Origin of the sequence: Limimaricola sp., assembly GCF_016125575.1 — a bacterium.
Lineage (GTDB): Bacteria > Pseudomonadota > Alphaproteobacteria > Rhodobacterales > Rhodobacteraceae > WGLM01.
Map to the genome: position 1 here is coordinate 345,310 of NZ_WGLM01000005.1, position 25,143 is coordinate 370,452.

28 protein-coding genes are annotated in these 25,143 nt (G+C 65.5%); 9 read left to right on the forward strand and 19 right to left on the reverse strand.

The features are described from left to right. Positions 1-130: 130 nt before the first annotated feature. The 8 genes from GC146_RS13095 to GC146_RS13130 all read left to right on the forward strand — a co-directional run bounded on the left by GC146_RS13095 (position 131) and on the right by GC146_RS13130 (position 7,604). Positions 131-1,003 carry a DMT family transporter gene (locus GC146_RS13095; protein WP_291839341.1) on the forward strand — a complete coding sequence of 291 codons (873 nt, stop codon included), beginning with the start codon at positions 131-133 and terminating at the stop codon, positions 1,001-1,003. Between the two features lie 122 nt (positions 1,004-1,125). Continuing rightward, entirely contained in the window at positions 1,126-2,238 is a 1,113-nt protein-coding gene (locus GC146_RS13100; protein ID WP_291839344.1) for an outer membrane protein transport protein, read from the forward strand. Positions 2,239-2,342: 104 nt separating this feature from the next. Then, a complete protein-coding gene (locus GC146_RS13105) occupies positions 2,343-3,290 on the forward strand; it encodes a DMT family transporter (protein WP_291839347.1) in 948 nt (315 codons plus the stop codon). Next, complete coding sequence (locus tag GC146_RS13110) at positions 3,287-4,150, forward strand: ATPase (protein ID WP_291839350.1); 864 nt, start codon at positions 3,287-3,289, stop codon at positions 4,148-4,150. Before GC146_RS13105 ends, GC146_RS13110 begins: the two co-directional genes overlap by 4 nt. 37 nt (positions 4,151-4,187) lie before the next feature. Continuing rightward, the gene (gene metA, locus GC146_RS13115) at positions 4,188-5,111 is read left to right on the forward strand and encodes a homoserine O-succinyltransferase (protein ID WP_291839352.1); all 924 of its coding nucleotides are present in this window, start codon (positions 4,188-4,190) and stop codon (positions 5,109-5,111) included. Further along, positions 5,095-6,078: an alpha/beta hydrolase gene (locus GC146_RS13120; RefSeq protein WP_363241579.1), complete on the forward strand. Its 984-nt coding sequence runs from the start codon at positions 5,095-5,097 to the stop codon at positions 6,076-6,078. The genes metA and GC146_RS13120 overlap by 17 nt, the downstream gene beginning before the upstream one ends. 46 nt (positions 6,079-6,124) lie before the next feature. Beyond that, positions 6,125-6,994: a polyphosphate kinase 2 gene (ppk2, locus tag GC146_RS13125; RefSeq protein ID WP_291840728.1), complete on the forward strand. Its 870-nt coding sequence runs from the start codon at positions 6,125-6,127 to the stop codon at positions 6,992-6,994. Continuing rightward, positions 6,987-7,604: a TetR/AcrR family transcriptional regulator gene (locus tag GC146_RS13130; RefSeq protein ID WP_291839355.1), complete on the forward strand. Its 618-nt coding sequence runs from the start codon at positions 6,987-6,989 to the stop codon at positions 7,602-7,604. Before ppk2 ends, GC146_RS13130 begins: the two co-directional genes overlap by 8 nt. A 7-nt stretch (positions 7,605-7,611) precedes the next feature. Here GC146_RS13130 and GC146_RS13135 read toward each other — a convergent pair whose 3' ends face one another. The 8 genes from GC146_RS13135 to GC146_RS13170 form a co-directional block, all read right to left on the reverse strand. Further along, complete coding sequence (locus tag GC146_RS13135) at positions 7,612-9,186, reverse strand: amidohydrolase (RefSeq protein ID WP_291839358.1); 1,575 nt, start codon at positions 9,184-9,186, stop codon at positions 7,612-7,614. Further along, a complete protein-coding gene (locus GC146_RS13140) occupies positions 9,180-9,626 on the reverse strand; it encodes a hydrogenase maturation protease (protein WP_291839360.1) in 447 nt (148 codons plus the stop codon). Before GC146_RS13140 ends, GC146_RS13135 begins: the two co-directional genes overlap by 7 nt. Further along, complete coding sequence (locus tag GC146_RS13145) at positions 9,619-10,908, reverse strand: nickel-dependent hydrogenase large subunit (protein ID WP_291839364.1); 1,290 nt, start codon at positions 10,906-10,908, stop codon at positions 9,619-9,621. Before GC146_RS13145 ends, GC146_RS13140 begins: the two co-directional genes overlap by 8 nt. Then, positions 10,901-11,668, reverse strand: a complete 768-nt coding sequence (locus GC146_RS13150; RefSeq protein WP_291839367.1) for an oxidoreductase — start codon at positions 11,666-11,668, stop codon at positions 10,901-10,903. The genes GC146_RS13145 and GC146_RS13150 overlap by 8 nt, the downstream gene beginning before the upstream one ends. Positions 11,669-11,670: 2 nt before the next feature. Then, positions 11,671-12,528, reverse strand: coding sequence for an FAD/NAD(P)-binding protein (locus GC146_RS13155; protein ID WP_291839370.1), 858 nt, complete (start codon positions 12,526-12,528; stop codon positions 11,671-11,673). Then, positions 12,525-12,995: a cyclic nucleotide-binding domain-containing protein gene (locus GC146_RS13160; protein ID WP_291839375.1), complete on the reverse strand. Its 471-nt coding sequence runs from the start codon at positions 12,993-12,995 to the stop codon at positions 12,525-12,527. Before GC146_RS13160 ends, GC146_RS13155 begins: the two co-directional genes overlap by 4 nt. A gap of 3 nt (positions 12,996-12,998) precedes the next feature. Continuing rightward, positions 12,999-14,117 (reverse strand): 4Fe-4S dicluster domain-containing protein, encoded by a 1,119-nt coding sequence (locus GC146_RS13165; protein ID WP_291839378.1) that lies wholly within the window; start codon positions 14,115-14,117, stop codon positions 12,999-13,001. A gap of 96 nt (positions 14,118-14,213) precedes the next feature. Beyond that, entirely contained in the window at positions 14,214-15,479 is a 1,266-nt protein-coding gene (locus GC146_RS13170; RefSeq protein WP_291839381.1) for an AGE family epimerase/isomerase, read from the reverse strand. Positions 15,480-15,612: 133 nt separating this feature from the next. On the opposite strand from GC146_RS13170, the gene GC146_RS13175 reads away from it, so the two are divergent. Next, a complete protein-coding gene (locus tag GC146_RS13175) occupies positions 15,613-16,521 on the forward strand; it encodes a sterol desaturase family protein (RefSeq protein WP_291839384.1) in 909 nt (302 codons plus the stop codon). Positions 16,522-16,537: 16 nt separating this feature from the next. Here the strand turns inward: GC146_RS13175 and GC146_RS13180 are convergent, their stop codons facing one another. From GC146_RS13180 to GC146_RS13230, 11 genes are all read right to left on the reverse strand, one after another. After that, entirely contained in the window at positions 16,538-16,801 is a 264-nt protein-coding gene (locus GC146_RS13180) for a hypothetical protein (RefSeq protein WP_291839387.1), read from the reverse strand. A gap of 50 nt (positions 16,802-16,851) precedes the next feature. Continuing rightward, positions 16,852-17,094, reverse strand: coding sequence for a hypothetical protein (locus GC146_RS13185; protein ID WP_291839390.1), 243 nt, complete (start codon positions 17,092-17,094; stop codon positions 16,852-16,854). A 52-nt stretch (positions 17,095-17,146) separates the two neighbouring features. Further along, positions 17,147-17,389, reverse strand: a complete 243-nt coding sequence (locus tag GC146_RS13190; RefSeq protein ID WP_291839393.1) for a hypothetical protein — start codon at positions 17,387-17,389, stop codon at positions 17,147-17,149. 103 nt (positions 17,390-17,492) lie between these two features. Continuing rightward, positions 17,493-18,287, reverse strand: a complete 795-nt coding sequence (locus GC146_RS13195; RefSeq protein ID WP_291839396.1) for a creatininase family protein — start codon at positions 18,285-18,287, stop codon at positions 17,493-17,495. Next, entirely contained in the window at positions 18,284-18,922 is a 639-nt protein-coding gene (locus tag GC146_RS13200) for an NAD(P)H-dependent oxidoreductase (protein ID WP_291839399.1), read from the reverse strand. Before GC146_RS13200 ends, GC146_RS13195 begins: the two co-directional genes overlap by 4 nt. After that, the gene (locus GC146_RS13205; RefSeq protein ID WP_291839403.1) at positions 18,922-19,503 is read right to left on the reverse strand and encodes an NAD(P)H-dependent oxidoreductase; all 582 of its coding nucleotides are present in this window, start codon (positions 19,501-19,503) and stop codon (positions 18,922-18,924) included. Before GC146_RS13205 ends, GC146_RS13200 begins: the two co-directional genes overlap by 1 nt. A 77-nt stretch (positions 19,504-19,580) precedes the next feature. Continuing rightward, the gene (locus GC146_RS13210) at positions 19,581-20,984 is read right to left on the reverse strand and encodes an FAD-binding oxidoreductase (protein WP_291839406.1); all 1,404 of its coding nucleotides are present in this window, start codon (positions 20,982-20,984) and stop codon (positions 19,581-19,583) included. Continuing rightward, positions 20,981-22,258, reverse strand: a complete 1,278-nt coding sequence (locus tag GC146_RS13215; RefSeq protein WP_291839409.1) for a cytosine deaminase — start codon at positions 22,256-22,258, stop codon at positions 20,981-20,983. The genes GC146_RS13210 and GC146_RS13215 overlap by 4 nt, the downstream gene beginning before the upstream one ends. After that, positions 22,258-23,142 (reverse strand): ABC transporter permease, encoded by an 885-nt coding sequence (locus GC146_RS13220; protein ID WP_291839412.1) that lies wholly within the window; start codon positions 23,140-23,142, stop codon positions 22,258-22,260. The genes GC146_RS13215 and GC146_RS13220 overlap by 1 nt, the downstream gene beginning before the upstream one ends. Then, on the reverse strand, positions 23,139-23,948 hold the full coding sequence (locus GC146_RS13225; RefSeq protein WP_291839414.1) for an ABC transporter ATP-binding protein: 810 nt from the start codon (positions 23,946-23,948) through the stop codon (positions 23,139-23,141). The genes GC146_RS13220 and GC146_RS13225 overlap by 4 nt, the downstream gene beginning before the upstream one ends. 82 nt (positions 23,949-24,030) lie before the next feature. Continuing rightward, positions 24,031-25,035, reverse strand: coding sequence for an ABC transporter substrate-binding protein (locus GC146_RS13230; RefSeq protein ID WP_291839417.1), 1,005 nt, complete (start codon positions 25,033-25,035; stop codon positions 24,031-24,033). Positions 25,036-25,143: the final 108 nt, after the last annotated feature.

Consider the following 25,143-nt stretch of genomic DNA (forward strand, 5'->3'; position numbering starts at 1 on the left):
GAGGCCCGTCCGGCCCTCCATTCCGCGGCCGCGCGGCCCTGCGCCCGCCGGTCAACGCCGTGATTTACCCTCGCCTCTGCCGGTGGCGGATGCTAGCAAACGGCACCAGCCACCGCGTGCCGGATCCCGAATGACCGCCCTTGCCCCCTCCGTGCCGCTCTGGCGGCCCGCCCTCTGGATGACCGGCGCCATTGCCAGCTTCACGGCAATGGCGGTGGCGGGGCGCGCTGTCAGCTTTCAACTCGATACCTTCGAGATCATGCTGTACCGCTCGCTCACCGGGATCTTCATCGTGCTGGTGGTGGGCGGCTGGGCCGGAACGCTGGGGCAGGTCACCACGCGGCGGGCCTGGCTGCAGGTGCTGCGCAACATGGCCCATTTCACCGGTCAGAACCTGTGGTTTTACGCGCTGACCCAGCTTGCCTTGGCGCAAGTCTTTGCGCTGGAGTTCACCACGCCGGTCTGGGTCATCCTGCTGTCGCCCCTGTTGCTTGGCGAGCGCCTGACGGGGGTCAAGCTGATCGCCGCGGCGCTTGGTTTCGCCGGCATCCTTGTGGTTGCACACCCCGACATGGCCCACGTGTCGCCCGGCCTGATTGCCGCAGCGACCTGCGCCATCGGTTTCGCGCTGGCCGGCATGATGACGCGGATGCTGACCCGCACGGAAACGATTACCTGCATCATGTTGTGGCTGACAGGAACGCAGGCGCTTTTCGGGCTGATTTGTGCGGGCTGGGACGGGCATATCGCGCTGCCGACTGCGGCCACGCTGCCGTGGCTCTTGCTGATCGGGTGTGCCGGCCTGCTGGCGCATTTCTGCCTGACGACGGCCCTGTCTATCGCGCCCGCCAGCGTCGTGATGCCGATGGACTTCGCCCGCCTGCCGGTGATCGCAGTGGTGGGCGCGCTGGTCTATGGCGAGGCGCTGGACCCGGCGGTCGCCGCCGGCGCGGTGCTGATCATCGCGGGCAACTGGATCAACATCCGGGGCGCCCGCCGCTAGTGTACTTTTTGTGACGCCCAATAAGTCAAGTTTTCATGACGTAGCGTAATTTATTGACGGTTTTGTTACGTGCGCCCATGCCTGTCAGCAGGGATGACAATTTCATGTGCAGGGAAGAGAACATGAACAAGATTTTGACGGCTGGCGCAGCTCTGATGTTGACCACTTCGATGGCAAGTGCAGGTGGCATCGACCGTGGCGGAAATGATTACAGCGTGCTCTTCGAGCATGGTAACTTCGCGCAGTTGAGCTTTTCGTCCGTATCTCCCACCGTGAGCGGCGACTATATCGCCCTGTTGGGCGGCGGCTCGACCGGCGACATGGCCAATGACTATGTCACGGCCGGTATCGCCTTGAAGTACCAACTCAACGATCAGATCGCGATCGCGTTTTTCCTCAACCAGCCCTATGGCGCAGATGCTGAATACTCGTCCGGCTTCTACACGGGACTGCAGGCGAAGTGGACCAGCACGGCCACCTCTCTTGTCGCCAAATACAACGCGACACCGGCTGTTTCGGTTTATGGTGGTGTCCGCTACGTCCAGAGCTCCGCAACGATCAACATTCCACCGCTGCTGATGTCGTCGGGTGCGACCACTAACGCCTCTTACAATTACTCCGCCTCGACGAACACCGATTCGCAGATGAGCTACATCCTCGGCGCCGCTTACGAGAAGCCTGAGATCGCGCTTCGGGTGGCCTTGACCTATGAAAGCGGCTTCACCCATTCGTTCCAGTCGAGCGAGACGTTCCCTGCTGGTGCGCTCAGCAATTTCGCCGGCACGACGACTATCCAAATGCCATCGGCGCTGACGCTGGACTTTCAGACCGGCGTGGCTGCGAACACGCTCGTTTTCGGGTCGATCCGCTATTCCGACTGGTCGGTGTGGGACGTGACGCCGCCGGGCTACTACGGAGTCGCATCTGATTCGATCACATCGATCGACAATCCCGTCACAACCTACAAGATCGGCATTGGCCGCAAGATCAACGATGAATTCTCGGTCTTTGCGCGTCTTGGCTATGAAAAGGCCAATGGCGGCGTCGCCTCGCGGCTGGCCCCGACCGACGGGATGAAGAGTATCGGCGTTGGAGGGTCCTACACCGTGGGTAACGTCAAGATCACCGGTGGTCTGGAATATGCGATGCTCGGCGATGCCGTGGACGGCTCGGGCACCAGTTTCACCGGCTCGAATGCACTTGGTGTGGGCATCAACGTCGGCGTCAACTTCTGATCCGGCAGAAATGTTCAAGACAGGGGCCTCGCTGCGGCGGGGCCCTTTTTCGTTGGCGCAGGTTCCGGATTGCCGGGACGCCGGGCGGGGCCTAATCCAGCGCCATGACACAGCAGAAATCCATGACCCCGCGCGCCTGGGCCGAGATGGCGCTGCTTGCCCTGAACTGGGGCGGCAGTTTCGTGGCCAATCGCGCGGCCCTCGACGGCCTTGGCGTGATGAGCGTGGTGGCCATCCGCGTGCTGGGCGGCGGTCTGCTGCTTTGGCTCTGGGTCTGGCTGCGTGGCCTGCCGGTGCCGCGCGATGCGCGCCTGTGGGGCGCGTTCCTGGTGATGGGGGCCATCAACAACGCCATCCCGTTTTCACTGATCACCTGGGGCCAGCTGACCATCCCCTCGGGCCTTGCCGCGATCCTGAACGCGGCGACTGCGATCCTCGGCGTGCTGGTCGCCGCCGCGGCCTTTCGCGACGAGACGCTGACCGCGCGCAAGGCCACAGGCGTGGCGGTCGGCTTTGCCGGTGTCGTCACCGTGATCGGACCCGCAGCGCTGACGCATTTCGACCCGACATCGCTTGCGCAGATCGCGCTGATCGGCGCGGCGCTGTCCTATGCCCTTGCCGCAGCTTGGGCGCGCGCCACGCTGGGCGGTGTGAGGGCAGAGGTGGCCGCGGCGGGCATGCTGACCGGGTCAAGCCTGATCATGGTGCCGCTGGCGCTCTGGCACGATGGCTGGCCCGCGCTCGCGCAGCCATGGCGGGTCTGGGCGGGGCTGGCGCATCTCGCGCTGATGTCCACCGCCATCGCCTACCTGCTTTACTACCGCCTGATCCGCGGCGCGGGCGCGGGCAATGCCAGCCTGACGACCCTGCTGGTCGCACCCGTGGCGATCGTCCTTGGCGCGATGGTCTTTGGCGAAACTCTGCCCCTGCGGGCCTATCTGGGCTTTGCCGTGCTGGCAGCGGGCCTGCTGATCCTCGATGGCAGGCTGCTGGCGCGCCTGCACATTCCCCCTAGAACAAAGCCGCGCGAGCCGTTACCCAAACGCCCATGATCTACGCCACCGCAAAAGACTGGCTGAACGCCCCGCAAAAGCACGTGCTGCTTTTCGGCATGTCCGGACTTGGAAAAACGCATGTGTCGAACATGCTGCGCGCGCATGGCGACTGGTTTCACTACTCGGTCGATTACCGCATCGGCACCCGCTACATGGGCGAGCTGATTGCCGACAATGCCAAGCGCGAGGCGATGAAGGTACCGTTCCTGCGCGACCTGTTGATGACCGATTCCATCTACATCGGCTCGAACATCACCTTCGACAACCTGCACCCGGTCTCCACCTATCTGGGCAAGCCCGGCAACCCCGCCAAGGGCGGCATGCCGATTGCCGAATACCGCCAGAGGCAGGACGAGTTTCGGCGCGCCGAGGAGGCCTCGCTTCTCGATACTGGCCATTTCATCGACCGGGCGCTGGCGCTTTACGGCTATCCGCATTTCGTCTGCGATACCGGCGGATCGATCTGCGAGTGGGTGGACCCCGACGATCCCGACGACCCGATCATGACGGCGCTTGCCGCGCGCTGCCTGATCGTCTGGATCGAGGGCACGCCCGCCCATACGGCCGAGCTTGTCCGCCGTTTCGACAAGGCGCCGAAACCGATGGCCTACCAGCCCGCCTTCCTGACCCGCGTCTGGGAGGAATACCTCGCGCAGAACAAGCTGGCCGAAGATCAGGTCGATCCCGACGCCTTCATCCGCTGGACCTATGCGCAGGCGCTGGCGCATCGCCAGCCGCGCTATGCCGCGATCGCGCGGCGCTGGGGCATTACCGTGACGGCCGAGGCGATCGGTGCCGTGCACAGCGCCGACGACTTCGACCGGCTGATCGCCGAGACGCTTGAGATGCGGGGCTGACCGTCCTATCTGACGCCTTCCTGCCAAGGAGCCCCCGATGCCGATCAAGCTGCCTGAAAACCTGCCTGCCTTCGACGTGCTGACGCGCGAAGGTGTCAGCGTGATGTCCGACACCCGCGCCGCGCGGCAGGACATCCGACCGCTGCGCATCGGGCTGCTGAACCTGATGCCGAAGAAGATCCAGACCGAGAACCAGTTCGCCCGGCTTCTGGGTGCAACGCCGCTGCAGATCGAGCTGAGCCTGATCCGCATGACCGAGCATCAGACCAAGAACACCGCCGCCGCGCATATGGAAGAGTTCTACCGCCCCTTCGCCGAGGTCGCGGCCTCGGGCGAGAAGTTCGACGGGCTGATCATCACCGGCGCCCCGATCGAGCATCTGCCCTTCGAAGAGGTCACCTATTGGGACGAACTGCGGCAGGTCATGGACTGGACCCAGACCCATGTGCAGTCCACCTTCGGCGTCTGCTGGGGCGGAATGGCGATGATCTATCATTTCCACCATGTGCAGAAGCACATGCTGGACCACAAGGCATTCGGCTGCTTCCGGCACAAGGTGACGGCGCCCGCCTCTCCCTATCTGCGCGGTTTTTCCGACGACTTCGTGATCCCGGTCAGCCGCTGGACCGAGATGAAGCGCGACGAGATCATCGCCGCGCCGGGCCTGACCCTGCTGATCGACAGCGAGGATAGCGGGCCCTGTCTGGTCGAGGATGCGGGGCATCGCGCGCTCTACATCTTCAACCACTTCGAATATGACAGCGGCACGCTGAAAGAAGAATACGATCGCGACGTGGCCAACAGCACGCCGATCAACGTGCCCTCCAACTATTATCCCGACGATGACCCTACGGCACCTCCACAGAACCGCTGGAGAAGTCACGCGCACCTTCTATATGGCAATTGGATTAACGAAATTTACCAATCCACGCCGTATGACCTGAATGACATTGGCCGTTAAACTACTTGCCGCCGCAGCCATTCTTGGCGCTGCCGGAACCGCGGCCCTGAACGTCGTGGACAAGCGGCGCGAGGACGCTGCCGAAGCGGCCTACCCGCCCGTGGGCCAGATCGTGATGGTGGGCAAAATCCGCATCAGGGCCGTGGTGATGGGCGAAGGGCCCGACCTTGTGCTGATCCACGGCGCCAGCGGTTCGATCAGGGACATGACGTTCGATTTCGCCCCTGAACTGGCCAAGCATTACCGCGTCATCGTCTTTGACCGGCCCGGCATGGGCTATTCCGACCACACCGATCCCGTTTACGCCGGCGCCTGGGCCACCACAGCCGAAAGCCCGGCCGAACAGGCGGTAGTGCTACAGGCGGCGGCGGCGCAACTGGGCGCGGAAAAACCCATCGTGTTGGGACATTCCTATGGCGGGGCGGTGGCCTTGGCGTGGGCGCTGGAACGGCCAAACAACATTGCGGCACTTGTCGATGTTTCCGGCGTGTCCAACCCTTGGCCCGATCCGCTGGACTGGCTTTACCGTGTCAATGGAACATCCATCGGCGGCGCCCTGTTTCCGCCGCTCCTGACTGCCTTCATTTCGGACAACTACGTGCGGCAGGTGGTTGACGGTATCTTTGCCCCGCAGCCGCCCACGCCCGGCTACGATGATTTCATCGGGGCGGGGCTGTCGCTGCGCCGCGACGCGATCCGTGCCAATGCGCGGCAGGTCAACACGCTGTTGCCGCATATCCGCAAGATGGTGCCGCGCTACGGCGAAATCCACATCCCCGTCGAGATCATCCACGGCGACGCCGACACCATCGTGCCGCTGGCGATCCACTCGATCCCGCTGGAACACGAGATCGCGGGCGCGCACCTTGTCGTGCTGCCGGGGATTGGCCACATGCCGCACCACGTGGCGATGCCCGCCGTCATCGCCGCCGTGGACCGTGCCGCGACCCGCGCCGGATTGCGCTGACCGGCCCGCAGGCCCATAGTCGGGCCAGGACATGAGCGAGGCAAAGATGGACCTGCCCTTCGACGGTGCAATCACCCGGTTTTTCGAGGAAGAAGCCCCCGAGGCAATCCGCAAGGACATCGAGAAGGCGGGCAAGAAGACCATTCTCGACCCCGATTTTCCTTACGACAAGGAAATGGACAAGGACGACTACGAAGACCAGATTCACACCCTGCAGATCGAACTTGCGCGGATGCAGGCCTGGGTCAAGGCCAGCGGCGAGCGCATCGTCATCGTCTTCGAAGGGCGCGATGCGGCCGGCAAGGGCGGCACCATCAGCCGTTTTCGCGAGAACCTCAATCCGCGCGGGGCGCGCGTCGTGGCGCTGGCCAAGCCGACCGAGACAGAAGCCGGACAGTGGTATTTCCAGCGCTACATCGACAACCTGCCGACCAAGGGCGAGATCGTGTTTTTCGACCGCAGCTGGTACAACCGCGGCGTTGTCGAACATGTGTTCGGCTTCTGCACGCCAGAGCAGCGCGACGCGTGGTTCGCGCAGGTGCCAACCTTCGAGAAGATGCTGACCGATGACGGCATCCGCCTGTTCAAGATCTGGCTGAACGTCGACCGCGCCACGCAGTTGCAGCGTTTTCTCGACCGCGAGAGCGACCCCGTGAAGCAATGGAAACTCAGCCAGATCGACGTTGATGGTCTTAAAAGGTGGGACGCTTACTCGATGGCGATCCAGGAGACGCTGACGCGGACCGACAGCACCTTCGCGCCTTGGACTGTCGTACGATCGGACGACAAGAAACTGGCGCGGATCATGGCGATACGGTCGGTGCTGGGCCGCCTGCCCTATACCCGCAAGGATCAGAAGGCGCTGGAGCCGGTGGACCCGCGCATCGCCGGGGGCATCGACGTCTGGAATGGTTAAGGCCGGCTACCATCACGGCAACCTGCGCCAGGCGCTGGTCGAGGCCTGTCTGCGCCTGATCGAGGAAAAGGGGCCGACGGGCTTTACCCTGTCGGAGGCCGCGCGCGAGGCGGGCGTGACCCCTGCGGCCGTCTATCGCCATTTCGAGGGGCGCGAGGACCTGATCGCCGAGGCCGCGCGGCAGGGCTACGAAATCTTCGCCGACCTGATGGAGCACGCTTATGCCAAGGGCCAGCCTTCGGCGCTGGCCGCCTTCGAGGCGACAGGACGTGCCTATCTTGCCTTCGCGCGGCGCTATCCCGGCCACTACGTCGCGATGTTCGAAAGCGGCATATCGATCCGCCGCACGCCGGAGCTACACGCCATCGCTACCCGCGCGTTGGGCGTTTTGGAAAAGGCGGCAAGCGATCTAAGCCAGCACATCCCCGAGGAAAAGCGCCCGCCGCCGCAGATGTTCGCCGCCCATATCTGGGCGCTGAGCCACGGCGTGGTCGAGCTTTTCGCGCGCGGTAGCCCCGGCACCCGCTCGCCCTTCCCGCCCGAGGACCTGCTGGAAAGCGGCATCGGCGTCTACCTGCGGGGGCTCGGTCTGTTGCCGCCGGACAGCTGAGACTGCCCTATCCCTCGCCCGGCATCGTCGGAATCCACCATTCTGTCCCGCGCCGCGTGGTCACGTATTCCGGCCAGCGGAAATGGATCGGCGGCGGATAATCGGCCAAGGGCGGGATCCAGTCCGTGCCGCCCACGCCACCGCCGGTGCGCTGGGTGAATTCGGCCTTCGCCTCGTCCAGAAGGCCGGGGTTGGTCAGGCAATCCAGCACGGTCATTCCCACCACCTGCGCTGCTGTCTGCACCATCGGGTCGATGCAGGCCGGGTGCCCGCCCATCGCGTTCATGGCCCAAGCCGGGTAGGCAAAGCCGGGCGGTGCCGCCAGCGCGGGCCGGCCGATGTAAAGCCGCACCGTGGGCGCATGCCAGCAATACTCGGTATAGTCGTCCGAGGTGAAATGGCGCTGGTCGGGCGGGATCATCCGGCGGATGCGCTTCTCGGCCACTTCGGGGTCGATCAACTCCGAAATCATCGGCAGGAACGGCTGGTCCATCGGGTCCAGCCCCAGCTCTTTCTGGATGTCGCGGGCAAAGGCGGCCGCTTTGTCCCCCCATTGCGGCGCGCCGACCGCCTGCAGGTTGGCATAGGTCGCCCGCGCCATGGCATGGTTGGGCAGGCCGGGGCGCGATTTTGCCACCCAGTGCCGCCGCCAGCTGCAATGCGTCAGCCGTGCCGCGCAGTCGGCGAAATGGTCCAGCCCGCGCACGACATGCTCGGCCTGCGCCACCTCGGAGATGCGGATGATGAAGGTCGCTTGCGCGATCTGGGCGGGGATGTTGTCGGCGGTGGCCTGCCCGGCGGTCAGGATCGCCTCGTTCATCGACCAGCTTTCGCCCGAGGCCATCACGTGCTCTTTCAGCGCCTTGGCCGACTGCAGCATCGCCACCAGCGCGTCGTTCGCCCCCGGCGCGCGGGCCGAGGCGTGCGAGGCGGGAATGGGCGAGGCATCAGTGCCCGCCATCCATGTCTCGGGCGCGTCGCAGGTGAACTCGTAGATCATCGCATAGCCCGCGCCGCAATGCGTGTCCCAGCGGACGGTGTTGCAGAGGGGCGCCATGTAGAAGGGGTGAAAGCTGATCGCGGCATCCAGATCATCATAGTACCCCGCCGCGGCATGCAGCGGTTTCGATCCGCGCACCTTCTCGGCCGGCTCGCCGAAGAACTTCAGCCGCCCGCCGATGCCGTGCGCCTCCATCGCGGCCTTTGCGGCAAGAAACCCACCCAAAGACCCGATGCCCAACCCAGAATGCGGATCGGTATGGCCGCCGGCATGGGGCGAGAGGCCCGCGCGCGGCCCCTTCTTCGGCGCCGCCGCCTGGCAGTTGCCCGGAATGCCGTCATATTCGGCATAGCCGCCGATGGTCGGGCCCGGCCCGTTCTCCCAGGTTGCGCAAAAGGCGGTCGGCATGCCGCCGCTGCCCTCTTCCACCGTGAAGCCCTCGCGCCGCAGCAGGTCCACGTAGAAATCGCAGCTGCGGTATTCGCGCCATGCGGTTTCGCCGAAATCCCAGATCGTGCGCGTCCAGTCGGATAACGCCTCTGCATGCGCCGCCACCCAGGCCCGCGCTGCCGTCTTTACCATGGTCCCATCTCCTCTTTCAGCCGCGTCACCAGCGCCCGCGCCGCCATGTCGACCGACGCGCTCAGCCCCTCGCCCGGCCCAAAATCGGCCCCTTCGATGCCCCAGACCACCAGCCGGGCGGGCAAATCGCCCAAGGCGCGCGCCGTCTCCACCGCCTCGGCCAAGCCGAACCTGTGGGTGGAGTAATGAAAAAGGTCTGCCTGCAATGGCCCCGCCGCCGCATCGAACTGCTGCACCGTGCCGGGGGCCGCGCCGCTGCGGGTGGCGTCGATCAGCACCACGGCAGGGGCGGTGGCGAATAACTCGATCAGCCCTGCCCCGTCTGCCCCGTGTTCCATCGCCCTTGCCCCTTGCCCCGCCAGCGCCTGCGCGACGACAGGCCCCACGCCATCGTCACGCCGCCACCGGTTGCCGACCCCCACGAACAGGATGTCAGACACGCTCGACCGTCAGTTTCAAGAAATGCGTCGCACAGGAAATGCAGGGATCGTAATTGCGGATGGTCTGTTCGCAGCGCCATTGCAGCGCGGCATCGTCCATGTCGAGGTTGGCGGCCACCACGCGGGCCAGGTCCGCCTCGATCTGCGGCTGGTTCTGCGAGGTGGGCGGCACGATCTGCGCCATCACCACCCGGCGCTGCGCGTCCACCTCGTAGCGGTGATAGCAGATGCCGCGCGGCGCTTCGGTGCAGGCATGGCCCACGCCCGCGCGATGCGGGATCTCGATGAAGGCGGGCGACGGCTCCTGGTAGGCCCGGGCCAGCCGCGCCGCTTCCTCGAAGGCGTATTGCACCTCGACCATGCGGACGAGGATGGATTTGTAGGGGTTGCGCTCGACCTCGCCCAATCCGCAATCGCGCGCGGTCTGGCGCGCCGCCTCGCTCAGCAGGTGGTAGTTGTTGGCATAGCGCGCCAGCGGACCCACGAGGTAGGGCGAACCGTCGCGCATCCGCCCCTGCAGCGCGTTCGACCGCGCGACATGCTCTTCCACGAAATGATCGTTGAAGCCGCTTGCCGGGATGTCCAGCCCCCGGTTCGACCCGATCCGCCCCTCGCAGATGGGATAAAGCGTGTCATGGATCAGCGAGACGAAGATGTAATCGGTCTCGTCCTGCGGGAAGGTGAACCCGGCAAAGGCCAGCGCCACCTCGCGCGCGGCCTGCGCGCCCCAGTCGAGTTCGGGGATCATCGCGGCGATGGCCTGCCGCGACGGCGCCTTGTAGAAACCGCCGACGCGAGTGTTCACGGGATGCACGGCGCGCCCGCCGATCACCTCCATCAACATGTTGCCCGCCTTCTTCAGCCGCAGCGCCTTTTTCACGAGGTCGGGATTGACCTGCGCAATCGCGATGGCGTCGTGCAGGTTCAGGAAATCGGGCGCATGCAGCATCGCGGCATGCAGGACGTGGGACTGGATCCACTCGCCGCAGTAAAGCATCCGGCGCAGCGCGTGGATGTCGGGCGTCACCGCGACGCCCGTCGCATCCTCCACCGCCTGGCTTGACGACATGATGTAGGCGATGGGGCAAATGCCGCAGATGCGCGAGGTGATGTCGGGCACCTCCATCGCGTCGCGCCCGCGCAGGAGCGCCTCGAAGAACCGTGGCGGTTCGTGGATCTTGAATTCCACCCGCTCCACCTGTCGCCCGTTCAACCGGACGTAAAGCGCGCCCTCGCCCTCAACGCGGGCCAGTTCGTTGACCTCGATCACGCGCTCAGTCATGGCGGCGGCTTTCGGTGGCGAAATCGGCCGCGCCCGCGTTGAAGCTGCGGTACAGCGCGCGCAGTTGCGGCGGCGTGGCGCCCTGGGCGGCCAGTCGCGCCGACAGCGCCACCGCGTTGGGCGTCTCCTTCGGCCCGAAGCAGCCGTAACAGCCGCGCCGGTGGCTGGGGCACAGGTTGCCGCAGCCGGCCTGCGTGACCGGGCCAAGACAGGCCGTGCCCTGGCTGACCATCACGCAGACGGCGCCCGCCCTCTTGCACTCCATGCATTGCGAGGCGCGCGGGACATGCGGCTTGCGGCCCGCGAGCGTGGCGGTGATCAGCTCCAGCAACTGGTGCTTGGAGACGGGGCAGCCGCGCAACTCGAAATCCACCTGGACGTGGTCGGCGATGGCGGTCGACTGGGCGAGGGTCGAGATATACTCGGGATGGGCATAGACCGCGCGGGTGAAATCCTCGACATCGGCGAAGTTGCGCAGCGCCTGGATGCCGCCCGCCGTGGCGCAGGCCCCGATAGAAATCAGCACCTTCGATTGGGCCCGGATGGCCTTGATCCGCTCCATGTCATGGGCCGTGGTGATCGAGCCTTCGACAAGGCTGATATCGTAGGGCCCGTCCTTCACCTCGCTCGTCGCCTCGAGGAATTGTGCGATGTCCAGCGCACCGGCGATCTCCAGCAACTCATCCTCGCAATCGAGGATGGTCAGCTGGCAGCCGTCGCAGGACGAGAATTTCCAGACGGCAAGCTTGGGGCGGGCCATGCTCAGAACTCCTTCAGCTTCAGCCGTGCCGCCACCGCGTCGTAGCGAAAGACCGGGCCGTCGCGGCAGATGAAATCGGCGCCATACTGGCAATGGCCGCAGAACCCGATGGCGCATTTCATGTTGCGCTCCAGCGAAACGAACTGCCGCTCGGCCGCGACCCCGGCATTGGCGAGGCTGGCCGCGGAAAACCGCATCATGATCTCCGGCCCGCACATGAAGGCCGAAACGGTGGCGGGGTCGACCGTCAGCAGGGTCTTGTCCAGCCATGTCGTGACCACGCCCACATGCCCCGTCCAGCCCGGCGCGGCATGGTCCACCGTCACCTCGATCTCGGTATCGAAACGCGATTTCCAGTCCTTCACCTCGTCGGCAAAGACCAGCTCGGACGGCGAGCGCGCGCCGTAAACCAGCGTGAAACCGGCGTAACGGTCGCGGTTGTTGAGCACGTGGTAGATCGCGGGGCGCAAGGGGGCGAGGCCGAGACCGCCCGCGACGAAGACGATGTGCCGCCCCTCCTGTTCGGCGATGGGCCAGGCGCTGCCGAAAGGGCCGCGCACGCCAACCATGTCGCCCGCTTTCAGCCGGGTGATGGCGGTCGAGACCGCGCCGACCGCCCGGGTGGTGTGGGTCAGCGTGTCGGCCCGCGCCGCATCACCCGAGATCGACACCGCGATCTCGCCAACTCCAAAGGCATAAAGCATGTTGAACTGGCCCGGCTGAAAGGCAATCTGCGGTCCGTCGACGGGGTCCAGCTCCATCGTCGCGACGCCGTCGATCTCGTCCCAGGCCTTGCGGACGCGGAAGCGGCGCGGAACCATCGGGTCAGGCATCGCGCCCGGTTTCGGCATCGCCGTCATGTGCGCGGCGCCCCGTAAAGGTCCAGCAACTGCATCCGCAGCGCGCGCACCCGCGCGGCCATGTGCGGCAGGACATGGGCAAACATCTGGTAGCCCAGAACGGGGTTCGCCTCCATCTTGCCCCGAAGGCATTCGGCATCAAGGCTCACGGCACGAACTTCGGTCACCGCGCGGGCCTCGGACATGTGCTGGTACGGCGGCACCATCCAGCCCCATGACAGCATGTCGCCCGCGTGCAGCGTCTCGACGATCAGTGGCCCACGTTCGGGGCTGGCAATCTCGACGGCCACGTCACCGTGGCGCAGCAGGTAAGCGCGATCGGCGGCGTCGCCCTCGCCATAGATCAGGCTGCCCGCCTTGAAATGCTCGTTTCGCGCGCAGCCCGCCAGCAGCGCCTGCGTAGGCGCATCGAAGGACTTGAAGATGGGATGCTCGGCGAGGATCTCCTCGAACCCATGGGTCTGCATGGCCTACTCCTTCGGGACGGGGCTCGCGGCGATGGCCGCGGCCTCGGCAGTGATGTCGATGCCGACCGGGCACCAGGCGATGCACCGCCCGCAGCCGACGCAGCCCGAGGTGCCGAACTGCGCCTCCCACGACGACAGCTTGTGCGTCATCCACTGGCGATAGCGCGACGCGGTCGAGCGGCGGACAGCGCCGCCATGCACGTAGGTGAAATCGACGGTAAAGCAGCTGTCCCAGGTCCGCCAACGCTCGGTATGATCGCCCGACAGGTCGTTGACATCCTCCACGTCGCTGCAAAAGCAGGTGGGACAGGCCATCGTGCAATTGCCGCAGCTGAGACAAGCATCGGCGACCACCTGCCATTGCGGATGATCGAGGTTCGCGGCCAGAACGCCCGCCATGCCCGGCGGCATCGCGCGGGTCTGCATCGCGGCGGCGGCGGCGCTGGCCGCCTCGGCCTCGGCCCTGTGGGCGGCATTGGCGCGGGGCAGGTCCAGCCCGTCCACGATTTCCGCGCCCCTGTCGCTGCCCACCTCGACCAGCAGGCCGGTGCCTGTGGCCAGCTCGGTCAGCGCGATGTCGAAACCGGCCTTGGCGCGCGGCCCTGTCTGCATCGAGGCGCAAAAACAGGTGGCGGCCGCGCGGGTGCAGTTCACCGCGACGATCAGCGTCGCGGCGCGGCGGCGTCCATAGCCGGGATCGGCGAAATCGCCGTTGTCAAAGACCCGGTCTTGCACCTCCATCGCCGCGATCTCGCAGGCGCGAACGCCGAAGAAAGCGGTTTTCGGGTAATCGTCCTGCACCGGGGTCACGGCAAAGCCGTCATCGGTGCGGCTGGCCTCCCACAGCTTCTGCCGGGACGGAAAGAGGTGCTTTTTCCAGCTTTGCGGACCCACGACGTAATCGAACCACCGGCCCGGATCGCCCGCGCCCAGCCGGTAATGGCCGCCCTCCTGCGTGTCGGTCAGGCCCTTGGGCAGGGTCGCGCCGGGGGTCAGCGGATCGTAGGTGATGGCACCGTCGCGCGCCTGCGGGCCGATCACCCTCCAGCCTTGCCGCTGCAACGCCTCGACCAGAACGGCGGGATCGTCGATCAGCAGGGCAGGCGCTGGCGAAGCGGACATCGGCAACCGGGCCTTCGGTGATTCTCACTGGTTACGGCCAAAGCTTCCCATGCGCAGCCCCGCGCGGGCAACCTTTTTCCCGCCCCGCACGCAGACTTAGCGCGCGGAGGCCGCCAGCCCGGCAATGACGCTGCCGGTCGCGGGCACCAGCGGGATCAGGCAGGCCTGCACCGCGTGGTAGAGGTCGGGCTTGCCGGAAAAGACCTTCTCGACCGGGCGCAGGTCGGCGCCCAGTTCGGGAAACCAGCCGCCATTGGCCGGGTCGATCAGGTGATGCGCGGCAAAGCCCCAGATGCGGCGATACCACGTCTCAAACTCCGCATCGCCCTGGCTTTGGCGCAGCACCGCGGCCGCCGCGATGCCCTCGGCGCAGGGCCACCAGTAGCGGTCGGCCCGGTCGGGCCGGTCCTCCCAGTCGAGCGTATAGTAAAAGCCGCCCCGTTCCCCGTCCCAGCCGATCGCGCAGGTCTTGAGAAAGAGCGCGCGCGCAGCCTCGGGCAGCCAATCATGCGCGCGGCCCGACAGCTCCCATAGCTGGTTGAGCAGCCTGCTCCATTCCAGCGCATGGCCCGGCGTTGTGCCTGCGGGGCGGAACATCGGGTCGCCGGCATAGGCCCGGTCGATGGTCCAGTCGGCGTGGAAATGCTCGGCCACGCGCCAGCCCTCGGCGCGGGCATGGCAATTGATGATAAGGGCCGCGATCCGACCGGCCTTTTGCAGGTAGCCCGCCTCGCCCGTGGCCTCGAAGGCGGCCATCAGCGCCTCGGTCAAGTGCATGTTCGAGTTCTGCCCGCGATAGGGGCCAAGCGGCGTCCAGTCGGGGGCGTATTCCTCCGTCGTGGCGCCGGCGGCCTCATCCCAGAACCGCGTCTCGATGACCTCGGTCACATCGGCGATCAGCCGGTCGGCATCGGGATGGCCTACCATCTTGGCCGAGGCCCCGGCCAGCAGGACGAAGGCGTGGCCATAGGCCTGCTTGGTGGCATCGATGGGCCCGCTATCGTCGACCGACCAGACGTAGCCGCCATTGCGCCCGTCGCGGTGCCGCTCCCACACAAAGCGCATCCCGTGATCAACCATCCTGTCTGCACCGGGCAGGCCCAGCAGGTGGGCCGCGGCGAAACAGTGGATCATCCGCGTCGTTTCGTGCAGGTGCCGCACCGTACCGCCGGCCCCCTGCCCCGGCCGCGGCCGCCCCGCCGCGTCCAGCGCGAAGAACCCGCCCGCCGGGTTCAGCGCCGCCGGCTGAAACAGATCGAACAACCGCCCCGCCTGCCGCAGCAACCAGTCGCGATGCGCGGGCCGGGCAACGAAATCCGGCCCCTGCAAACCGGTCCACGCATCCTTGTCCTGCCCCGTCATTCCGCGAATCCCTCTGGCTTGGTCGTTCTTTTGCCAGACTGCCAGCGCCCGCGCAGTATTGCCAAGCCCCGGGACCGCTTGACATCAGCACGCGGCGAGGCTGCAATCAGCGTCAGGTTTCCACGGAGGCGCAATGGTTTCGTTCGACGCCCTCTATCGCAGTTTCTTCGGCAGTTCGGTCGAGGTTGCACCGGAATACCTGCTGCTGAGCCTTCCCATCGCCTGGCTGGCCTACAAACTGGGGCGCCGATCAGGAGGGTTCTGGCGCTGGCTGCTACCGCGCCGCATTTACGCGCACCCGTCACACCGGCTTGACCTTGTGCTTTTCGTCATCGGCCGCCTGCTGGCCTTCTCGGGCATTTTCACCCGTCTGTCCGCGGCACCGCTTGTGGCAGCCGGCGTTGTCCGCCTGATCGGGCGTGATCCAGCCGCGCCGCCCTTGCTGGGCCCGGTCGCGCTGGCGCTGCTGATGTGGGTGCTCAGCGACTTTCTGCTTTACTGGATCCATCGCTGGTTCCATCACCTCCGCCCGCTCTGGCCGCTGCACGCGGTCCATCACAGCGCCGAGGTGCTGACGCCCTTCACCGCGTTTCGCCAGCATCCCGGCGCGCTGCTGGTCAGTTCCGTCGTCTACTCGGTCCTGATCGGCGCGGCGCAGGGCGTGCTGGTGGGCACGCTTGATCCGGACACGACCATTGCGACGATCGCCGGCATCAACGCCTTCATCGTGCTGGCCCATGCGGCGCTGGCGAATTTCCAGCACAGCCATGTCTGGATCAGCTATGGCCGCGTGCTGGAGCATGTCTTCATCTCGCCCGCCCAGCACCAGATTCACCACAGCACCGACCCGGCCCATTACGGGCGGAACTTCGGCACCATGCTGGCACTTTGGGACTGGATGTTCGGAACGCTCTACGTGATCCGCGGGGCCGAAGATATCACCTTCGGACTGACCGACAGGGATGATGCACCACTTGCCACGCACCGGTTGGGGCCGGTGATGCTGTCGCCTTTGCGGCGGATGATCGGCGCCCGGCCCTGAGGACCGGGCACGCAGATCAGAATTTCATCAGAACGTCGCTGTCGTCGCTGTTGCCCGACGGGCTGCTTGCGCCGCGCGTCGTCGGCGTCGCCTTCGGATACTGGAATGCCATCCACACCAACAGGCCGATCAGGATGCCGGCAATCGCCGCGCCGTTGTCGTTGCTGGAGGTGGTATACTTGGGAATCACCTGAATATTCGGCGTCGCCTGGGCAAGGGCAGGCGTGACACCAAGGCCGAGGCAAAGCGTAGCGCAGGCAAGGGACTTCATCAGTTTCATCAAGAAACTCCTCTTTACACGGGACCATCATGGCCCGTGTCTGGCGGTTGTCAGAACTTCATCAACACGTCACCGTCCGCGGGCGGCGCGGAAGGATCCGCCTTGCCCCGGGTCGCGGGTGCGGCTTTCGGGTTTTCGTGCTGGAACCACAGAAGGAAACCCAGAACCACGGCGGCAATCAGGATGCCGTTGTTGTTGTCGTTGCTGGTCTGCACCTGGCTTCCCGCCGTGGCGCTGGTGGCCCCCAGCGCAAGGCACAGAGCCACAGCCGACAAGGACTTGGCGATCTTCATTTTCGTCCCTCCATTGCTGGCGGCGATGCCGCCGTTTGTCCGGTTGCCCGGATCAGAACTTCATCAGTACGTCACTGTCGCCGGTCGTGCCGGACGGATCTGCGTCTCCTCGGGTCGCTGGCGCGGGTTTCGGATATTCGTGACCGATCCAGACCAGCAGTCCGATCAGAACAGCGGCAATCAGGATACCGTTGTTGTTGTCGTTGCTGGTGGGCGTGATGTTCGCCGCTGACACACTTGTTGCGCCCAGCGTCAGGCACAACGCGGCGACTTGCAAAGCCTTGAATGTTTTCATGACAAATCCCCCGTTTCAAAATCAACGGGCGCTCGAACGGCACCCTTGTCGGAAGTCTAGTCATCGCTCCCGCGCGCGGTCAACTGCCGTTCAATGCGTGCCTTCAAAAGCGTGGCACGATAGGCTCGAACCCTTCAAGCGGTTGCGCCGCGACCTTGCGCAACAGGCCGATCACGTCAGTCACCATCTTCTCGGCGGTGGCATGGCCCTTTTCCGCGGTCGCCAGATGCGCCTCGCCCACCACCCCGTGCGGGTTGAGGTCGGACGAAACCCAGCCATAGCTGATCCCGCCGATGGGCGAGATCGCGCTGCTCTCCGCGGTCGAGCGGAAATCCTGCGCCGCGGCCATGTCCACGGTCTCGGGCGCAAAGGCCAGCACCAGCGAGGTTTCCACGTCGCCGCCATGGATGCCGTAGGTGCTTTCCTGCTTCGAATATATCCCCTCGGGCGCGCCATGCGCGCCCCAGCCCAGCTTGACCACGAACATGCCTGTGCGCACCCGCAACTCGCGCCCGACGATGGAAATCAGGTCCACGTTGCCGCCATGGCTGTTGAGGATGACCATCTTGCGCACGCCCGCTCGCGCCACCGACAGGCCGATCTCGGTCCAGACGGCCAGCGCGGTGGGCGCGCTCAGCGTCAGCGTGCCCGGCGCCCACAGATGCTCGTTCGACTTGCCCACGGCCTGCACCGGCAGGATCCGCAGGTCGAGGTCCTCGGGGCATTTTTCGCGCAGCAGCGCCAGCATCCCTTCGTTGATGATCGTGTCGGTGCCCACCGGCAGGTGCGGCCCGTGCTGCTCGATCGCCGCCGTGGGCAGGATCGCGATCGTCCGCAGCGGATCGACCTCTTTCCATTCCGGCGCGCGGTAATCCTTCCAGTCCATCCTGCGTGTCATTCTGCCACCTCCGTTCGTGCCGCCGTCGCGGCGATGCGCCGCCCGATCAGCCTGTCCATCTTCGCCGCCACCCGGCCCAGGTGCCGCGCGCGGCTGGCTGGGGTGGAGCTGTCCATCAGGTAATGCGCCGCGAAAACCCGCCGCGCCCGCGGCGCACAAAGCCAGCCCACGCCACGCGCCAGTTGCCGCCGCCCGGGCGCGCCCACCAGCAGGGTCAGCCACCAGCTTGCCCCGCAGGTGGTGAAGATCCCCAGCCGGGTGATTTGCCGCAGCCCCGGCCGGATCGTGCGATGGCTGGCATCGGGCATCAGGAAGGCCACGTCAGGCAGCAACACCCGGTCCAGCCATCCCTTCAACATCGCGGGCAGGCCATACCACCAGGTGGGATAGACGAAGATCAGCGTATCGCACCATTCCACGTCGGCGCAGTAGCGTTCGACCGGCGCGCGGTTGGCCGGCGTATTCAGATACCCCTCCCACTCCGCCCGCGTCAGCAGCGGCGCGAAATCCTCGGCGTAAAGGTCGTGCAACCGCACCTCGGCCCCGCTAGCCGCCAGCTTGTCCAGCACCACGTCGCGCACCGCGGCGTTGAAGCTGCCGGGACTGGGGTGGCAATGGACGACAAGCGCGCGCATCAGAACCGGTCCATCTCCTGGCCCACGCGGGCCAGGAAGGCCCGCCGCTGCGCCTCGGTGGCATTGTTCATGTCATGCAGCGCGAGATAGCGCGTGGTGGAGGCCCGCGTCACACCCCAGACCGCGCGCGTCACCACCTTGCGCGGTGCATCTCCCGCCAGGAACGTGCGCCAGCGCGTGCCGCCATAGGTCGTGACCGCGGCCAGCTTGCGGATGTTCAGCAGCGCCGGCGTCAGCTTGCCATCTGCCAGGTCGAAACTCACGCCCGGCAGGAACACCCGGTCGAAGAACCCTTTCAGGATCGCCGGGTAGCCATAGTTCCAGACCGGAAAGACCAGCACCAGCGCCTGCGCCGCGCGCAACCGGTCGACATAGACCTGCACCGGCGCGCAGTTGATCGCTGTGTCATGGTAATTGCGCCGCTCTTCGGTCGTCAGGACCGGACTGAACCCCTCGGCGTAAAGGTCGCAATCGTCCACCTCCCAGCCCTTGGCCTGCAACCGCTCCACCACCGTGCTATGCAGCACCGCCGAAAAGCTTTCCGGCACCGGATGCGCAAAGATCACCATGACGCGGCCCATGTCAGACCCTCTTCATCTTGCCAAAAATACTCCGGGGGGTGCCGGGGGGCTGGCCCCCCGGCCACCGCCGCCGCGCGCTATTCCGCCGCCTTCATCATGCCCGGCCAGGCATACATCCGGGCATAGTCCCAGGCGGGATCGTCCCAGGCGATCATCTTGCCGGGGTTCAGCAGGCCCTTGGGATCGGCCTCGCGCTTGAAATCCAGCTGGCGCGCGTCCACCGCCTGCCGCCCGCCCTCTTCCAGCGTGTAGCGGTGCGGGTTGAAGATCATCGCGCCCATCGCCTCGTGCTCGCGCACGATCTCGTCCAGCCGCGCCTCGGTGGTGAACTTCACGATGCTCAGGCCGCCCATCTGCACCTTGCCGCCGCCGCGCGTCACCTCGATATGCTGAAGCACCTCGGGCGAAAACTTCTGCCGCACCGCCTCGACCAGTTCCAGCGGGTTGTCGGTGCCGTACCCCACCTGCAGGTAGGTGATGCTCGGGTCGACCTTCAGCGCGCGCAGCGTGGTATGGTTCCAGCCGTATTCGAAGACATGCCCGGGGTCCTTGGGCCAGGCAGGATGGTCGGACCGCCAGATCACGTCGGCCTCGGGCCAGCGCGCGGCGAAGGTGGCGAAGGCGCCCATCGCGTGGGGCGCCACCATCAGCGCCAGCACCGCCTGCCCCGGATTCACATAAGGCGAAACGCGCTGGAAATAGTCCTGCGCGATCGGCGCCTCGAACACCGTCACCAGCTTGACCAGCAGCCCGTCCTCGCAGGCCAGCTCATAGCCGAAACGATTGGCCGAGGGGAAATCGGGTAGCGTCACGAACATCCCCACCCAGTCATAGGCTGGGGCCAGCGGCATCTCCAGCTCGGTGATGATGCCGTTGGTGCCATAGGCGTGGCTGACGCGGTGCAGCTCCTCGCCGGTGAATTCCATGACGCGCGGCTCGGCCTCCATCGTCACGACGCGCAGCCGGATGATGTTGCCAAGATCGCGCAGGCCGCCCCAACGGACCGAACCCACGCCGCCCGACCCGCCCGCCACGAACCCGCCGATCGTCGCTGTCGCCCAGGTCGACGAGAACATGCGCAGCTCCTGCCCCGACTGCGCCTTGCAGGCCGCGTCGATGTCTTTCAGGATCGCGCCCGGCTCCACGATCACCCGGCCCGGATGGATCTCCTTGACCTTGTTGAACTGGTTGAGGTGCAGGATGCAGCCGCCCGCCAGCGGCATCGCCTGGCCATAATTGCCGGTGCCGGTGCCCCGCGTGGTGACGGGCACGTCATGTGCGTAGCAGACCTTCAGCACCTCGATCACCTCGGCCTCGGTCCGGGGGGCGACGGCGAAATCGGCGGTGACATGGTCCAGCCGCGCCTTCAGCACCGGCGAATACCAGAAGAAATCACGGCTCTTGGCCTTCACCGACACCGGGTTGGTGTCGAGGTCGAGATGGGCAAGGGCGGCCTTTGCGGCCTCGATGTTGGCGGTCATGCGGTCCTCATCAGGTGGTCGAGTTCGGCGTAATCGGGCAGCGTGCGGTCGATGGCGCGGCCGCCGCGCAGGACGATCCGGTCCGATTGCGGGCGGGCGAATAGCTCGGTCCAGGACCGCGCACGGCAGATCACCAGGTCGGCAGGCGCGCCCGGCGCGAAAGAGGGTGCCGCGAACCCGCAGGCGCGGGCAGGATTGACGGTGAAGGCCAGCGTCCAGTCCGGGTCGGCATGGTCGAGATGGCCGATGCGGGTTGCCTCGCGCATCACCTCCAGCATGTCGAGATCGCCATAGGCATAGAACGGGTCGCGGGTGTTGTCGGAGGCGAAGCTGACATTGATGCCGCGCGCCTTCATCTCGTGCACCAGGGTAATGCCCCGGCCACGCGGTGTGCGCGCGGCATGGCGGTCCTGCAGGTAGAGATTGCACATCGGCAGGCTGACCACGTTCAGCCCGGCCTTGGCGACCAGATCCAGCGTGCGCAGCGCCTCGGCCTCGGGCATGGTCGAGAGCGAGCAGAGATGGCCCACCGTCACTGGCCTGTCAAAGCCGCGCTCCAGCACCGTCTCGGCGATGGACTTCAGCGTGTTGACCTCGGGGTCCATCGTCTCGTCGGCGTGGAAATCCACCTCCAGCCCGCGCGCAATGGCGTGATCGAAGAAGGTATCGAGCATCCCCTGAAGGCCCGGCACCGGGTAGGTGACCATGCCCAAGATGCCGCCCGAGGCCGCGACTAGATCGGCGGTATGGGTGAAGGGGCCGTCGTTGGTCGCCCCCTCGCAGCCCAGCAGGCAGGCCGCCTGCAGCGCGATGCGCCCGGCCCAGTCCTGTCGCACCTCGCGGAACACGCCCCAGCTGATGTCGTCCTGCGGCGGGATGCTGTCGAGGTGGGTGCGGATCGCCCCGGTACCATGCGCGTAGGCTGCGCGCAGGGCGAAAGTCATCCGGGTGCGCACGTCCTCGGCGCTCCACGCCGCCTCGCGGTCGCCGCCCACGGCCGTCAGCGCGCCGGCGAAACTGCCGTCGAGGTTAGGCGTGCGCGGCCAGATATGGCCCTTGTCGAGATGGGTGTGCATGTCGACGAAGGTGGGAAAGGCCATGGCCCCCTTCATGTCCACGCTGGCCGCACCGGGCGCGTCAGCCACGATCCGCCCCTGCGAAACCGTCAGGCTACCGCGCACGGTTTCGGCGGTGCTGCCCGCAAGGCAGCCCGGCAGCGTCAGGTTGTCGAGGCGCAGGGCGGGCGCGTCGGGCAGGGTCAGAAAGTCGTTCATCAGTCTCTTTTCAGGGCACTTTCATGCCACTTGCGCAGAAGGAAATGGTTCAGGCCCGCGGTGATCATGAAGATCGCGACGCCCATCAGCGCGATGAGGAGCAGACCCGCATACATCCGCGGGATGTTCAACCGATAACTCGCCTCAAGGATGCGGAAGGCAAGGCCAGAGCCGGCCGCCGTCGATCCCGCGACATATTCCGCCACGATCGCCCCGATCAGGCTGAGACCGCCGGCGATGCGCAGGCCGCCAAGGAAATAGGGCAGCGCCGAGGGCAGTTGCAGGTAGCGCAGCCGCTGCCAGCGATTGGCGCGGTAGATCGTCATCAGGTCGCGCAGGTTATGATCGGCCGATTTCAGCCCCAGCGTCGTGTTGGCGAGGATCGGGAAGAACGCCACGATCCACGCGCACAGGATCAGCGCCACGAAGCCGTTGGTGACATAGATAAAGATCAGCGGCGCGACCGAGACAATCGGCGTCACCTGCATGATGACGGCGAAGGGAAAGAACGACATCTCGGCGAACTTGCTTTGCGTGAAGAGGACCGCCAGCAGGACACCGCCCACCACCGCCACCGCCAGCGCGGTAAGGGTGATCTTCAGCGTCACCAGCATGGAGGGGTAAAGAATGCCCCAATCCTTGATCAGCGTTTCCACAACAAGGCCGGGCGAGGGCAGGATGTACTTGGGGATGTTGTTGATGACGACCAGCCGGTCCCAACCCCAGATTGCCAGCGTCATCACGATGATCGGCAGCGCCCATTTCGCCACCGCCTCGATCCGTCGCGCGCGGGCGTAACGGGCCTCTTCCGCATCGTAGAGCGCGCTTTCGGGTTCGTTCACCGCGGGTTTCAGCCCGCTTGTCCCATCCTCGGCAATGCTCATGTCTCGGCCTCCATCTCGGTATTGCCCATCGCCGCCATCAGCGTGTCAGACGTGCGCCGCGCAATCGCGGCATATTCGGGCGATGTGCGGAAAGCGCTGTCGCGCGGATATGGCTGATCGACGGTGATCTCGCTGATCACCCGGCCCGGGCGCGGCGCCATCACAAGGATGCGGTCCGACAGGAACACCGATTCAAAGACCGAGTGAGTCACGAAGATCACCGTGCAGCCTGTCGCCGCCTTCAGCGATAGCAGGTCGTTGTTCAATTTTTGCCGCGTGATCTCGTCCAGCGCGGCAAAGGGCTCATCCATCAGGATCAACCGCGGGTTGGTCACCAGTGCGCGGGCGATCGAGACGCGCATCTTCATGCCGCCCGACAATTCGCGCGGATAGGACTCGACGAACTTGTCGAGGCCGACGAGGTGAAGCACCTCACCGATCCGGTCGCGCACCGACGCCAGCGATTGCCCGCGCAGCCGGAATGGCAGGTAGACGTTCTGAATGACCGTGGCCCATGGCATCAGCGTGGGTTCCTGAAACACCACGCCAAGGTCGTCCGCGCTTTGCCCACCATCCCAGACGATCCGGCCCCTGGTGGGCCGCATCAAGCCGGCGATCAACCGCAGCGCCGTGGACTTGCCGCAACCCGACGGCCCCAGAAGCGAGATCAGGTCGCCTTCGTTGACGGTCAGTGACATGCGGCGCAAAGCCGCGACATTGCCGTTGAAGGTCTTGTCCACCTCCTGCATCTGAAGAATTCGCGGGCGTTCGCCCAGTGGTTTGATATCGCGGTGTATGTCGGTCATCAGGCGGGAACGTCCGTGTTTCAGCGAAAGACGGGGACGCGCGCCTGCAAGGCCGCGCGCGCCCCCAAAGATCCTGTCCGGATCAGTTCTTCAGGTCCATCCCAACCTTCTGATCGACGAATTGCAGCGTGTAGGCCTTCGAGATGTCGATGCCGGCCTTGATCACGCCCGAGTCGACCATCTTCTGGTAGAAGTCCTGCATCCGCGCATCCGTCATCGCGCCGATCCCCATCGTCAGAGAGTCGCCCGAGTCGACGATGCCATATTGCTTCATCGCCGCGATCGAATAGGCGATCTGGTCATCGGTCATGTCGGGATTGTCTTTCTTGATCAGGTCGTTGGCGGCCGTGTTGTCGCCGTAAAGGTAGTTGTACCACCCCTTGATCGAGCCATCGACGAAGCATTTGACCACGTCGGGGCGGTCGGTGACGGTGCTGGTCAGCGTCTGGATCATCGTCGAATAGCCGGAATAGCCTGCATCGGCGATCAGGTAGACATCAGGCTTCCAGCCCGCTTCCTTTTCCACCGCGTAGGGCTCGGAGGTGACATAGCCCTGCATGCCCGAATTCTCGTCGGCAATGAACGGCGCGGCGTTGAAGGTATAGACCTTGCGCTGTTCGGGCGTGAAGCCCAGCGCCTTCATCATCCACTGGTAATAGCCGGCATAGCCGCCATCCGAGATGAAGAGGGTCAGGTCCTTCAGGCCGTTGAAATCCTTGACCCTGCCCGGATGGGTCAGGATCACCTGCGGTTCCTTCTGGAACAACGCGGCCACGTCGATCAGCGGCAGCCCCTGGTCGACCGCATCAAAGGCATCAAGCACGCCGCCCATGTAGAAATCGATCTTGCCAGCCAGCATCTGGGCCTGGTTGTTCACGCTGGGCCCGCCGGGCACGATCGTGACGTCGAGGCCGCAGGCGGCATAGGTGCCATCGGCCACCGCCTGGTAAAAGCCGCCGTGTTCGGCCTGAGCGACCCAGTTGGTGCCATAGGACAACTTGATATTTTCGGCCATCGCGCCGCCGGTCAGGGCGACACTCGCCAGCAATGCCGCAAGCGCGGTGCGGGCCTTGAAGTGAGCAGACATGGAATACCTCCGGTGATTCTGTGAGGTCATGGTAATCGCCGATCATGCCCTGTTAACGGAAACAGTGCCGCATTCTTCGGCAAGCGGCGCCGGACTGACCATTTCGGT

Coding starts and splice junctions, on each gene's coding strand:
- GC146_RS13095 (WP_291839341.1), top strand. CDS start 131: ATGACCGCCCTTGCCCCCTCCGTGCCGCTCTGGCGGCCCGCCCTCTGG.
- GC146_RS13100 (WP_291839344.1), top strand. CDS start 1,126: ATGAACAAGATTTTGACGGCTGGCGCAGCTCTGATGTTGACCACTTCG.
- GC146_RS13105 (WP_291839347.1), top strand. CDS start 2,343: ATGACACAGCAGAAATCCATGACCCCGCGCGCCTGGGCCGAGATGGCG.
- GC146_RS13110 (WP_291839350.1), top strand. CDS start 3,287: ATGATCTACGCCACCGCAAAAGACTGGCTGAACGCCCCGCAAAAGCAC.
- metA (WP_291839352.1), top strand. CDS start 4,188: ATGCCGATCAAGCTGCCTGAAAACCTGCCTGCCTTCGACGTGCTGACG.
- GC146_RS13120 (WP_363241579.1), top strand. CDS start 5,095: ATGACATTGGCCGTTAAACTACTTGCCGCCGCAGCCATTCTTGGCGCT.
- ppk2 (WP_291840728.1), top strand. CDS start 6,125: ATGGACCTGCCCTTCGACGGTGCAATCACCCGGTTTTTCGAGGAAGAA.
- GC146_RS13130 (WP_291839355.1), top strand. CDS start 6,987: ATGGTTAAGGCCGGCTACCATCACGGCAACCTGCGCCAGGCGCTGGTC.
- GC146_RS13135 (WP_291839358.1), bottom strand. CDS start 9,186: ATGGTAAAGACGGCAGCGCGGGCCTGGGTGGCGGCGCATGCAGAGGCG.
- GC146_RS13145 (WP_291839364.1), bottom strand. CDS start 10,908: ATGACTGAGCGCGTGATCGAGGTCAACGAACTGGCCCGCGTTGAGGGC.
- GC146_RS13150 (WP_291839367.1), bottom strand. CDS start 11,668: ATGGCCCGCCCCAAGCTTGCCGTCTGGAAATTCTCGTCCTGCGACGGC.
- GC146_RS13155 (WP_291839370.1), bottom strand. CDS start 12,528: ATGACGGCGATGCCGAAACCGGGCGCGATGCCTGACCCGATGGTTCCG.
- GC146_RS13160 (WP_291839375.1), bottom strand. CDS start 12,995: ATGCAGACCCATGGGTTCGAGGAGATCCTCGCCGAGCATCCCATCTTC.
- GC146_RS13165 (WP_291839378.1), bottom strand. CDS start 14,117: ATGTCCGCTTCGCCAGCGCCTGCCCTGCTGATCGACGATCCCGCCGTT.
- GC146_RS13170 (WP_291839381.1), bottom strand. CDS start 15,479: ATGACGGGGCAGGACAAGGATGCGTGGACCGGTTTGCAGGGGCCGGAT.
- GC146_RS13175 (WP_291839384.1), top strand. CDS start 15,613: ATGGTTTCGTTCGACGCCCTCTATCGCAGTTTCTTCGGCAGTTCGGTC.
- GC146_RS13180 (WP_291839387.1), bottom strand. CDS start 16,801: ATGAAACTGATGAAGTCCCTTGCCTGCGCTACGCTTTGCCTCGGCCTT.
- GC146_RS13185 (WP_291839390.1), bottom strand. CDS start 17,094: ATGAAGATCGCCAAGTCCTTGTCGGCTGTGGCTCTGTGCCTTGCGCTG.
- GC146_RS13190 (WP_291839393.1), bottom strand. CDS start 17,389: ATGAAAACATTCAAGGCTTTGCAAGTCGCCGCGTTGTGCCTGACGCTG.
- GC146_RS13195 (WP_291839396.1), bottom strand. CDS start 18,287: ATGACACGCAGGATGGACTGGAAGGATTACCGCGCGCCGGAATGGAAA.
- GC146_RS13200 (WP_291839399.1), bottom strand. CDS start 18,922: ATGCGCGCGCTTGTCGTCCATTGCCACCCCAGTCCCGGCAGCTTCAAC.
- GC146_RS13205 (WP_291839403.1), bottom strand. CDS start 19,503: ATGGGCCGCGTCATGGTGATCTTTGCGCATCCGGTGCCGGAAAGCTTT.
- GC146_RS13210 (WP_291839406.1), bottom strand. CDS start 20,984: ATGACCGCCAACATCGAGGCCGCAAAGGCCGCCCTTGCCCATCTCGAC.
- GC146_RS13215 (WP_291839409.1), bottom strand. CDS start 22,258: ATGAACGACTTTCTGACCCTGCCCGACGCGCCCGCCCTGCGCCTCGAC.
- GC146_RS13220 (WP_291839412.1), bottom strand. CDS start 23,142: ATGAGCATTGCCGAGGATGGGACAAGCGGGCTGAAACCCGCGGTGAAC.
- GC146_RS13225 (WP_291839414.1), bottom strand. CDS start 23,948: ATGACCGACATACACCGCGATATCAAACCACTGGGCGAACGCCCGCGA.
- GC146_RS13230 (WP_291839417.1), bottom strand. CDS start 25,035: ATGTCTGCTCACTTCAAGGCCCGCACCGCGCTTGCGGCATTGCTGGCG.